General features: G+C 56.6%; 7 protein-coding genes. All 7 read left to right on the top strand.

Annotated elements, in window-relative coordinates; all coding sequences use genetic code 11:
- The first annotated feature begins 125 nt into the window (after positions 1 to 125).
- Positions 126 to 1,067 (top strand): AEC family transporter, encoded by a 942-nt coding sequence (locus B2X55_RS09775; protein WP_286821954.1) that lies wholly within the window; start codon positions 126 to 128, stop codon positions 1,065 to 1,067.
- A 93-nt stretch (positions 1,068 to 1,160) separates the two neighbouring features.
- Positions 1,161 to 1,955, top strand: a complete 795-nt coding sequence (locus B2X55_RS09770; protein WP_036377176.1) for a MurR/RpiR family transcriptional regulator — start codon at positions 1,161 to 1,163, stop codon at positions 1,953 to 1,955.
- Between the two features lie 264 nt (positions 1,956 to 2,219).
- Positions 2,220 to 4,340, top strand: a complete 2,121-nt coding sequence (locus tag B2X55_RS09765; RefSeq protein ID WP_286821952.1) for an alpha-glucoside-specific PTS transporter subunit IIBC — start codon at positions 2,220 to 2,222, stop codon at positions 4,338 to 4,340.
- A gap of 93 nt (positions 4,341 to 4,433) precedes the next feature.
- Positions 4,434 to 6,098, top strand: coding sequence for an alpha-glucosidase (locus B2X55_RS09760; RefSeq protein WP_270528052.1), 1,665 nt, complete (start codon positions 4,434 to 4,436; stop codon positions 6,096 to 6,098).
- 12 nt (positions 6,099 to 6,110) lie between these two features.
- On the top strand, positions 6,111 to 6,887 hold the full coding sequence (locus B2X55_RS09755; RefSeq protein ID WP_286821990.1) for an HAD-IIB family hydrolase: 777 nt from the start codon (positions 6,111 to 6,113) through the stop codon (positions 6,885 to 6,887).
- A 259-nt stretch (positions 6,888 to 7,146) separates the two neighbouring features.
- Positions 7,147 to 8,700 carry an S-layer homology domain-containing protein gene (locus B2X55_RS09750; protein ID WP_286821951.1) on the top strand — a complete coding sequence of 518 codons (1,554 nt, stop codon included), beginning with the start codon at positions 7,147 to 7,149 and terminating at the stop codon, positions 8,698 to 8,700.
- 191 nt (positions 8,701 to 8,891) lie between these two features.
- Complete coding sequence (locus B2X55_RS09745) at positions 8,892 to 12,356, top strand: alpha-amylase family glycosyl hydrolase (protein WP_286821950.1); 3,465 nt, start codon at positions 8,892 to 8,894, stop codon at positions 12,354 to 12,356.
- The last annotated feature ends 151 nt before the right edge of the window (positions 12,357 to 12,507 follow it).

Raw genomic sequence — 12,507 nt, 5'->3', positions numbered from 1 at the left:
AAGAGTACTAAGTAACGTAGTAGGACAGTTTATCGCGTATTTGTCAATGATAAATCCCACATCGCCGCTTCCTAAGGCGGCTTTTTCTGTGCTATACTGAAACCATCATGAAAGGTGGAATCATTATGGTCAGTAACCTGATCGTCGCAGTCTGCGCGATTATCCCGTTGTTTTTCCTGATGCTCATCGGTGTAGCCGTCAAGAAGATGAAGCTGCTCACTGAGCTGGAGCTCGCCCATGTCAACCGCATGGTCTTCAAGATCTTCTTTTTCTTCATGATGTTCTACAACATCTACACGACTGACATCGCCGAGACATTCCGGCCGCATCTCATGCTGTTCGGTGTCCTAGGCGTGCTCGCGTCGGCGCTCATTGGCGGCATCATCATCTGCCTGCTCGAGAAGTCGAACAAGCGGCGCGGGGCGATGATCCAGGCCATCTTCCGCAGCAACTTTGTCATCATGGGCATCCCGATCATCAGCAATATCTTCGGCGATGATCAGCTGGCCATCCCGACGATGATGATCGCGATCATCGTGCCGATCTACAACATCGTCTCTGTCTTCATCCTCGAGACGTTCCGCGGCGGCCGCTTTTACCTGCCCGGCATTCTTCTCGGCGTGCTCAAGAACCCGATGATCCTCGGCGCGATTCTCGGCTTCTCCATGCTGCTCCTCGGCATCCCTTTGCCCAAGGTCATCCTCAAGCCGATCAGCCAGCTGGCTGCTGCGACGACGCCGATGGCGCTCATCGTCCTTGGCGCTTCCTTCAAGGCCGGCAGCTACCATGATCACCTGCCGCAGCTCATCGGCTGCGTCGCGGGCAGGCTCGTCATCGTGCCGACGATCATGCTCGGGCTGGCCATTTTCCTGGGATTCCGCGGCATTGAGCTTGTCACGCTCATGGCCATCTTCGCGACGCCGTGTGCCGTTGCCGGCTACGCCATGGCGCAGCAGATGGGCAGTGATGCCGACCTCGCCGGCAACTGCGTCGTCTACACGACGGGTCTCTCGTGCTTCACGATCTTCGGCTGGGTCTTCGTCTTGAAGACGCTCGGCCTGTTCTGATGCTCTTGAGAACATCTTGTCGTATCCTTTCAGGGATGGTATCATTTTGTATTGAAAAGGAATAAGAAATGCATTCGTCAAGGGGGAACGGATATGCGTCTCGATGAAATCATCAACACCCACCGCCAGTCGCTCAACGACACCGACATGGTCATCTGGAAATACATCCTGCAGCACCGGGAGATGGCGCGCCACATCTCCATCCATGAGCTCGCAAAGTCCTGCTGCGTCTCGAGTACGACGATCGTGCGCTTCGCGCAGAAGCTCGGACTCGACGGCTTCGGCGAGCTCAAGGCCATCCTCAAGATGGAGGAGCAGGAGACGCCGCACTACAATTCGAACGTGCTCGAGGACCTCAGCGACTTCTACCTCAAGACAGGCGAGAAGATCTTCAAGCGCAACTTCGACAGCGCGAGCCGACTCGTGCATGAGGCCAACCGCGTCTTCACGTTTGCCTCGGGCTACGTGCAGGCCAACGTCCTGCAGGAGCTCAAGCGGCTGTTCTTCTACGACAACGTCTTCCTCTATGAGATACCGGCCCGCGAGGAATTCTATTCGCTGCTGAACACCTTGACGAAGGATGACCTCTTTATCATCGTCTCGCTGTCGGGCGAGACGCCGACTGTTGTCGAGTTCGCCCGTGAGCTCCAGCTGCGCGACATTCCGCTGATCTCCATCACGAAGCTCCACGACAACACACTCGCGAGCCTCTCGACCGTCAACCTCTACATCTCGCCGGCCGAGTTCCAGCTCTACGATGCCGAGGACGGCAAGCACATCTCCTTCAAGTCGATGATGCCGTACTTCATGCTCATCGAGGTCTGGTATGTCAAGTACCGCATGTACGTGCATCGATTGAAAGAGAAAACTATTCAGTCAACAATATAAAGAAAGACTGCCTGCAAACCCTTGCAGCACCTCGCGTGTACCAAGATACGCCGGATGTACCGTGGTACACGAAAGGGGTGATGTGCCTAAAGGCCGCGAAACTATTGCGTTCGCGGTCTTTTTTTTGTATCCTTTAGGTACAAGATAACCGAGGGGGTGATCGGGGGATTGCAATCACCCAGCTCGGAAACCAAGTCGAATCGATAATAATATCGAATTGGCAAGAACTCATAAGGGTATGTTTAAGAAATAGGGGGTATGAACATGTCGATCAAGAAAGATCGCGTCATGCAAGAATTGCAGCGGTTTGGCGGCGCAATGTACACGCCGGTCATCCTGTTCGCATTCTTCGGTCTCACGGTTGCCATCTCGATTGTCTGCAAGAACACCATGCTTCTCGGCAGCATTGCAGATAAAGGCACAGTCTGGTACGATTTCTGGTTTGTCGTCGAACAGGGTGCCTGGACGGTATTCGCCCAGATGCCAATCCTCTTCGCCATCGCCGTCCCAATCGGTTTCGCGAAAAAGGAACCGGCGCGCTGCGCAATGGAGTCCTTCGTCATCTACATGTGCTTCAACTACTTCATATCCGCATTCCTGACGCTGCACGGCAGCTTCTTCGGAGTGGATTACAGCCAGGCAGCTGGTGCGGGCACAGGCCTTGCGATGATCGCGAACATCAAGACGCTCGACATGGGCATGCTCGGCGCCATCTTCATCGCCTGCTGCTCCTCTTGGATCCACAACCACTTCTATGATACGGAGATCCCGGACTGGCTCGGCATCTTCAAAGGTCCTGCCTTCGTCGTAGCCGTCGGCTTCGCCGTCATGATCCCGATGGCACTCCTCTTCTGCTTCGTATGGCCGGCTGTCCAGCACGCCATCGAGCAGTTCCAGTTCTTCCTCAAGACGAGCGGCATCATCGGCGTATGGTGCTACACCTTCTCTGAACGAATCCTCCTGCCGGCAGGCCTGCATCACTTCATCTACCTGCCGTTCATCTTCGGCCCGGCCGTTTGCGATGGCGGTATCCAGGCTTACTGGCTCCAGCATCTCAATGATTTCGCTACGAGCGCTCATTCCCTGAAAGAGATGTTCCCGGAAGGCGGCTTCGCCCTCCACGGTATGTCCAAGGTCTTCGGCCTGCCGGGTGCCGCACTTGCCATGTACTTCTGCGCAAAGCCGGCGAGACGCAAGAAGGTCGCAACGCTGCTGATCCCGGCTACGATCACGGCAGTCCTCTGCGGTATCACCGAGCCGCTTGAGTTCACCTTCCTCTTCGTCGCACCGCTCCTCTACGCTGTGCATGCTGTCCTCGCGGCAACGCTTTCCGCAACGCTTTACTTTTTCGGCCTTTCCGGTAACTTCGGCGGCGGCCTCATCGACTGCTTCGTCCAGAACTGGATCCCGCTGTTCAAGTATCATGCAGGCACCTACATCATGCAGATCATCGTAGGCCTCTGCTTCACCGCAATCTACTTCTTCGTATTCCGTTACCTCATCCTCAAGAACGACTACAAGACGCCGGGCCGCACGGACGACGACGAAGAGGACAAGCTCTTCTCGAAAGCCGAGTACAAGGCCAAGAAAGAGATGGAGAAGAAGGGCCTCGCCAACAACCCGGAAGCTCTGAAGGCTCAGGTCTTCCTCGACAACCTCGGCGGTCCGTCCAACATCAAGGAAGTCACGAACTGTGCAACGCGCCTGCGTGTCACGGTCGCTGATCCGGATAAAGTTGCATCGGCAGGCAAGTTCACGAAGGCTGGCGCATTCGGCCTCGTCAAGAACGGCCATGCCATCCAGGTCATCGTCGGCCTCTCCGTACCGAATGTCCGCAGCTACTTCGATGCCTTGCTCAAGGGCGACCTCGCTGACGTAGCCGTCGAGGCAAAGGCAGCAGCTGATCCGAGCGAGCCTGTCAAGACGGACCTCTCGATGAAACTCAAGGCATTTGCTTCCGGCAAGCTCATCGACATGACGGAAGTCCCGGACGATGTATTCTCCCAGAAGATGATGGGCGACGGCGTTGCCATCGAGCCGACGACGGAAATGGTCGTAGCTCCGGCTGACGGCGAAGTCACCATGATCATGGAAGGTTCCTATCACGCCATCGGCCTGCGCCTGACGAACGGCGCCGAGATCCTCATCCACATCGGCCTCGATACGGTCAAGATGGGCGGCAAGGGCTTCCGCTGCCTGACGAAGACGGGCGCGAAAGTCAAGGCCGGCGACGAGCTCATCGGCTTCAGCCGCGATGCCATCAAGGCTGCGGGCTACAAGGATACGATCATCCTCGCTGTCACGAACAGCGGTGACTATCCGCAGATGAAGAAAGCTGCAGACGGAGACGTCAAAGTAAACGAAACCCCGATCATCTCCTTCTGATGTCCCATCGATAAGAAATGAGAGTGGAGTGTGGAGTGCTCCACACTCCTCTTTCTTATTTCTCGGAGATCCTCAGAAGAAAGGAGCATATACATGAATGAATTGAAATGGTGGCAGAAATCCATCGTCTATCAGATCTATCCGAAGAGTTTCCAGGATACGACCGGGACGGGCGTGGGTGACATCCCAGGTGTCACGAGCCATCTCGACTACCTGAAGTCCCTCGGCACGGGAGCCATCTGGCTCACGCCGGTCTACCCATCGCCGATGGTCGACAATGGATATGATATTTCCGATTACTGCGGGATCGACCCGTCGTACGGCACGATGGAGGACATGGAAGAGCTCATCGCTGAGGCGAAGAAGCGCGACATCCGCATCGTCATGGACCTCGTATTCAACCACAGCTCCGACCAGCACCCGTGGTTCCTCGAGTCGAAGAAGGACCGCACGAATCCCAAGGCCGACTGGTACATCTGGCGCGACGCCAAGCCGGACGGCTCGGCTCCGACGAACTGGAGAGCCATCTTCGGCGGCTCGGCCTGGACGTGGTGCGAGGAGCGCCAGCAGTACTACCTGCACACGTTTGCCGAGGCGCAGCCGGACCTCAACTGGGAGAACCCAGAGGTGCGCCAGGCCCTCTTTGACGCCGCGAACTTCTGGCTCGACAAGGGCGTCGGCGGCTTCCGCATCGATGCCATCGTCTACATCAAGAAGCCGGCGTTCAAGGACGGCCCGGTCGACGGTGCTGACGGCCTCTCCGGCATCCACGAGATGACGGCCAACACGCCGGGCATCCTCGACTTCCTGCACGAGTTCCGCCGCAACGTCTTCGACGGTCACGACATCTTCACGGTCGGCGAGGCCAACGGCGTCAGCCCGGAGGAACTGCCGCAGTGGGTCGGCAAGGACGGTGTCTTCTCGATGCTCTTCGAGTTCAGCCACCTCGAGCTCTCCTACCCGGAGGGCGAGATCTGGTGCAAGCGCTTCGCCTGGAAGCTCGGCCAGCTCAAGGATGCCCTGTCAGCCAGCCAGGCTGCGACGGCAAAAGAGGGCTGGTATCCGATCTTCTTCGAGAACCACGACCAGAACCGCGCGATGCACCGCTACTTCCCAGAGGGCACCGACCCGAAGGTGGCAGCCAAGGCGCTGGCGACCGTGCTCTTCACGCTGCGCGGCACGCCTTTCGTCTACGAAGGCGAAGAGATCGGCATGACGAATACGGCCTTCCCGAAGATCGAGGACTACAACGATATCTCGACGCATGGCCAGTATGAATACGCCCTCAAAGAGGGCCTCTCGCCAGAAGAAGCACTCAAGGCTGTGCAGTTCCAGAGCCGCGACAACGCGCGCACGCCGATGCAGTGGACGCGCGACACGAACGCAGGCTTCACGACCGGCAAGCCGTGGCTGCCTGTCCACAAGGACTTCATGGACTGCTGTGTCGAGGCGGAGAGCGAGGACGGCACATCCGTGCTGAGCTACTACCGCCAGATGAACCGTGAGCGCACGGAGGGCAAAGCCTCTGAGATCCTGCTGCAGGGCTCCTATGAAGAGTTGCTGCACGAGGATGAGCACGTCTACGCATTCAAACGCGTGCTTGGGGAGCATGCGGCGTACACGGTCGTCAATTTCACGAATGATACTGTTACATACGATAGCAGCGTCCTTGAGGATGCCGACATCCTGATCGGCAACTACGAGAATGCCAAGAAGGGAACTCTTAGACCGGCGGAAGCCGTCGTCTATGTCAAATGAGGAGGAACGATGATGAAAGTAGCCGCTAGTGATTACGATGGAACCCTGTTCCGCGAGGACAGGATCGCCAAGAGCGATGCCGAGGCAATTAAGAAATGGCGTGAAGCCGGGCATAAGTTCGGCGTTGTCTCGGGACGCGACCACGGCATGCTCGTGCCGCAGCTCCAGCACTATGGTGTCGGCTACGATTATCTCGCCTGCAATAACGGCGGCATCATCTGTGCAGCCGACGGCACGGTGCTCTGGGAAGCAGAGATCGCTCCGGAGATGCTGGCCGCGCTGACGCATCTGCCGCTCGTGCGCAAGTCCTTCCATTTTGCCCTGTCCGCCGCGGACCGCACCTACCTCTGCCATGCGTCGGAAGGTACCTGGGTCATCCGCGAGGCGAAGCAGTGGAACTTCCCGATTGTCAACATCGAGGAGAGCGAAGTCGGCCATCTGCCGCAGACCATCCACCAGTTTGCGCTCGGGTTCACGAACCCCGAAGACGCCCTCGCTGCAAGCGAAGAAGTCAATGCCAGATTCGGTGATGTGGTTCACGCCTATCCGAACCGCTGCGCCGTCGACATCACGCCGAAGGAGATCAGCAAAGAACAGGCCATCGATCACACACTCTCTCTGATGGGATGGACCGGTGCCGAAATTTTCGCCATCGGCGACGAGGTCAACGACCTGCCGATGATCGAGGCCTTCCACGGCTACACGGTCACGACGGCACGCGATGCCATCAAGGCCAAGGCCCGCTGCGCCTACGACAGCGTCGGTGCGATGCTGCTCGCCAATCTTTAATCAGCCCCCGCGCGCATGTATTTGCGTGTACATATATTTCTTTTGACCTGTGACATGTTCGCAGGAATTCCCCCTTTGGGTGTGTAACGGTTCTGTCCTCTATCACACACAGAACCGTTATCGCCTGCTTTTTACCGGGAGATATCAGAAAAGTTTATATGATGAGATTTTCATATCGGAACAAGGATAGATAAGGGAATCTCATTCTTATAAAATCCCAATTACCCATTTATCTTAAAAGGGAAAGGAAGTCTATCACATGAAGATCAACACGAAGGCACTTGCTATCCTTGCCGGTCTGACGGTCGGCATGTCCAGTACGGCATTTGCTGCTACGGCGGACAGTTTCACAGATGTCCCGAAGGATCATTGGTCCTATCAGGCACTCGATTACCTCGCCAAAGAGGGCGTCATCGAAGGTATGGGGGATAGTACCTTCCAGGGCAGTCGTGCCATGACGCGTTATGAGATGGCAGCAATCGTCGCAAAGGCAATGCAGAAGAACGACATCAGCTTTGGCGACAAGGCCGTACTCGACAAACTCTCCGCTGAGTATGCCAATGAACTGGGCACGCTGAAAAATCAGGTCAATAAGAATACGAATGACATCAATGACCTCAAGAACAAGACGGATAAATTCAAGGTCTGGGGCATGACGCGTGTACAGGTTGGCGATGACAATGGCTTGGTGAAAGATGGTCATAATGGCACCTATAATAATCGCTTCTACATGGATCTCGAGGGTTCCATGAAGGTCAACGATCATGCAACGGCACGCTTTACGGTTGAGAAAAACGCGCATTATCGCGACAGTGAATACGCGAACAGCAAGATTCCTAAGATGCTCAAGTTGACCCGTAAAGATGGTACGACTGATTTCCTTGAGACGACAAATGTTATTTCTGGTATCGATAAGGATAGTTTGCTCGGCGATGATAACCACAATGGTTCCATCTCGAATATCTGGGTAGAACTCCAGCTCGGCAAGAACCACAACTGGTATACGAACATTGGCCGCAAGTGGAACGGTATTGGTATGCAGAACCTCATGCTTGGTGGTCAGGTCGACGGTATCGCCACGTACCATCCGATTGAAGGTGGTCACGGTTGGTGGATGAGTGCTCAGTACTGGAAACCGTCTGCTGACTGGACGACTGTCTCGGGTACGGACCAGATCAAAGAAACGTTTAATGAAGATGGTTCGCATAAGGGCTGGGATACTTCTTCTGTCAAGATTAACACGCATCGCGCACCGATTGTTGGTTCGTTGGATTTCTGGGGCCCAATCGGTAAATACCTCGATGCAAACATCGCTTACTCTCGTGTCGTCGATCATACATCGGATACGGGGAACTCGGCAGATGGTTATTACACGGGGGCTAAGAACTTCTATGGTGTTGATTTGAAGGCGAAACTTTTCAAAGATTTCTCGGTCACGGGTTCTTATCTGAAATCTGATGCCCTGTTAGAGGACCTGAATTGGCTGAAACCGCATGCAGATCGCACGTGGGCTGTCCGCTTTGATTATCGTGGCACGGATCTCAACAAAGTTGGTTCTTGGGGGGCCTATGCAAAGTGGATGGATATCGGTGCCGTTTCGGATCTCGGACATGATGATGAGTGGGCTACGCGTGAACCGACCTTTGTCAATGGCGTCAAGGGCTGGTTCTACGGCTTCAAGATGGTTCCGTGGCAGAACTGCGAGTGGGAGACGATGTGGGCTCCGCATCTCACCGAAAATAGTGATGCTAACTGGGCTGGTGGTGCCTACACGCGTCACATCCTGCGCAGCTGGCTCGACTTCCACTTCTGATGAAGTGCTCTCCGCTTGATACGCAAATGATTTTCTGACAGTATCGGGATTTCACAGTGGGGGCAACCTCGCACCTGACATGGGCTTTGTGGTTACCACTAAGGTGATAGACGAGTCGTTGCCCTCAGCAGTGAGGTCCCGATTTTATTCCTTTTGTGAAAGGGGCATTCGTAATGAGTCATAAGAAAGCGTTGAAACGTGCCATTGGCATGTCGTTGGCCTTTAGCCTGCTCGGCAGTCCGTTCGTCATGCCGGCAGACGTCATGCCAACCTGCATCACGGCTTCGGTTGCTGAAGCTGCGGCGGCGGTAGGCCCTTCAGATGTTGTTCTCGTCGGCACGGTTCAGTCGAAGCTCGGTGCTGGTGCAGACTGGGCACCGGGAGACGATACGACGATCATGAAGGATGCCGGAAACGGCAAGTACCAGTATACGGGCAAACTGCCGAAGGGCAATTACGAGTATAAGATTGCCATCGGTGGCACGTGGGATACGAATTACGGTGCTGACGGCGCGGCCGATGGTGCCAATATGAAGCTGAAGCTCACGAAGGACACGGAGGTGACCTTCACGTACGATTCCGCTACTCACAAGACGACGGTATCGTATGCTGGACAGGGATCTGCGGAGGAAAAGGCAGCAACTACTGCTGAAGCAGCCCGACCTGGCTCCGTACAGCCGACTGACGTTGTTTTGGTAGGCTCCTTGCAGGATGAGCTTGGTGCGGCCAAGGAGTGGGATCCTGCCGATGGCAAGACCATCATGAAGTCGGACGGCGCTGGCCATCATGTCTTCACGGGCCATCTGCCGAAGGGCAACTACGACTTCAAGATCGCCGTGGGCGGCTCGTGGGATGTCAACTACGGCGCGAACGGTGAGGCGAATGGCAAGAACATCGCGCTGCGCCTGCTCAAGGACCACGATGTCACATTCACCTACGACGATGCGACGCATGCCGTGACGTACGATTACGCGGGCAAGGACGCTGAGGAGAAAGCTCTCGCTGCCGAGGGACGCAGCATCGTGCTGACGGGCACGGTGCAGTCGAAGGCTGGCGCGGCGAAGGACTGGGATCCGTCGGACACGACGACGCGCATGAAGGCCATCGGCCATGATTTCTATTCTTACAAGATAAAGCTGCCTGCCGGCACGTATTACTACAAGATTTCCGTCAACGGCAGCTGGGCCGAGAACTACGGGCTCGGCGGCAACTTCGACGGCGCCAATGTGCAGCTGACGCTGCCGAAGGCGCAGGAGGTCACGTTCTACTACAACGACAAGTCGCACCACATCGCGGACAGCACGAGCTACACATTCCGCGCGGATAAAGACCTGCCGGTGCTCTCGGGCAGCTTTGGCGCGGTCGATGACCCGCTGATGCGCGACCAGATGCTCGACAATCTCTTCCAGAAGACCATCCCGCTCCAGAAGGGCGACTACACGGTCACGGTCAAGATGCCGGGCGAGGATGCGCTGACGCAGCAGGTCAATGTCGCCAAGGATGGCGATGTCACGTTCTACTACGACAGCAAGGCAAAGCGCCTGATCGCCGACGATGGCCGCATCCGCGAGGACAAGGTCTACCACGACAGCTGGAGTACGGATTACCGCGTGCCGTTTGAAGCCGTCAAGGAGGGCACGCCTGTAAAGCTCTCGCTCGCCACGGGCAAGGGCGATGTCACGAGCGCGAAGCTCGTCGTCTACAAGGCCAAGATTACGGCCAATGGCGGCGATGAGTACAATCCGGACTACACGGCCGGCACGGTCACTTCGTATCCGATGACGAAAGCCTCGACCTCTGGCGACCAGGACATCTGGACGGCCTCGTTCACGCCGACGTCGTACGGCCTCTACGGCTACAAGTTCGTGCTCAACGACACGAAGGAGTACGGCGACGATGCGAAGCCCGGCAGCACGGGCGAGCTCAAGCTGCGCGGCGTCAAGCCGTACCAGCTCACGGTCTACAGCAAGGACTACAAGACGCCGGACTGGGCGAAGGACGCCGTCTGCTACCAGATCTTCCCGGACCGCTTCTTCAACGGCGACAAGAGCAACGACAACGCGCGTGCGAATGCGCGCGGCTTCCAGCCGGTGCAGCACCGCAAATGGAGCGACCTGCCGGCTAACTACAGCAAGACGCCGGCTGCTGACGGCGACAAGTGGGAGTGCAACGACTTCTTCGGCGGCGATATCGCCGGCATCACGAAGAAGCTCGACTACCTCAAGGGCCTTGGTGTGACGGCTATCTACGTCAACCCGATCTACGATGCCAGCTCGAATCACCGCTACGATGCCGTCGACTACGGCACAATCGACCCGTTCCTCGGCAACTTCAAGGATCTCGAGAAGCTCTCAGCGGAGATGCAGAAGCGCGGCATGCACCTGATCATGGACGGTGTCTACAACCACATCGGCGATGATTCCATCTACTTCGACCGCTACGGCAAGTACAAGACAGTCGGTGCCTACGAGTACTGGAGCCGCATCTACGACCTCATGAACGACAAGCACATGACGGAGGCGGCGGCCAAGGTCGAGGCCAAGAAAGAACTCGAGGCCGAAGGCCAGGTATTCAGCCCGTGGCATTGGGAGAACTGGTTCGACATCCGCAACGAGAAGACACAGGACATGATGGGCAAGAAGTACGCCTACCACGACTGGCAGGGCTACGACAGCCTCGTGCCGTTCAAGGATGCCGATTATCCGGGCTCGGAGCAGGGCACAGTGAAGTCGGACCTCGGTGACTACCTGCTCTACGGCAATGGCAAGGACAAGGGCGTCATCATGAAGTGGTTCGACGAGGGCCTCGACGGCTGGCGCCTCGACGTCGCCAAGGAGGTGCCGCCGGGATTCTGGGCCAACGTCCGCAAGGAAGTCAAGTCCATCAAGACGAAGGACGGCTCTGAGCCGCTGCTCTTGGGTGAGATCTGGCAGGATGGCTCGCAGTTCTTCACGGGCGACACGTTCGATTCTGTCATGAACTACAAGCTCTCGTTCGCGCTCGGCGACCTCTTCCTCAACAAGGGCGACGCCAAGGCGGCCGACTACGAGCTGACGGTCCTGCGCCAGAACTACCCGAAGGAGGCCTTCTACGACCTCATGAACATCGTCGACAGCCACGACACGGTCCGCGCCATCTACAAGTTCGGCGGCGGCTCCGACAGTGTCGCACAGCCGACGAAGAAGGACTTCGACTACAACCTCGGCAAGGCGCGTCTCAAACTCGCGGCGACCTTCCTCATGGGCTATCCGGGCATGCCGACCATCTACTACGGCGATGAAGCCGGTCAGTACGGCAGCGGCGACCCGGATTGCCGCCGCACCTATCCGTGGGGCAAGGAGGACAAAGACCTCATTGCCCACTACAAGAAAGTCATCGGTGTCCGCAACGCGCACAAGGATATCTTCGCGCGCGGTGATGTCAATACGCTCAAGGCAGAGGGCGACATCTACGCCTTCAGCCGCAAGGCCGACTCCGGCAAACTCGGTATCGTCGCCTTGAACCGCGGCAAAGCACAGCAGGTCACTCTGCCCGTCTCCGCCGCAGATGGTACAACCTTCACCGATGAGTTGACCGGCACCAAAGCTACGGCAAATGGCGGTCAGCTGACACTGGCCCTTGGTGAGAACCAGGGGATGATGCTCGTAGAAGACTGACACGAGCATCCATAACATCCCTCATTTCTCTTAAATTTCCCTTTTTGACCCGCAACAGTTCCCCGCTGTTGCGGGTCTTTTTTGTCTGTATATCATTTACTATTTGACGTCAGAATTTTCGTTCGGTACAATGGATGTAAGAGTATTGTTT

The organism is Mitsuokella sp. UBA4253 (assembly GCF_002395285.1).
Lineage (GTDB): Bacteria > Bacillota > Negativicutes > Selenomonadales > Selenomonadaceae > Mitsuokella > Mitsuokella jalaludinii.
This window is presented reverse-complemented; position numbering and strand designations above follow the sequence as displayed.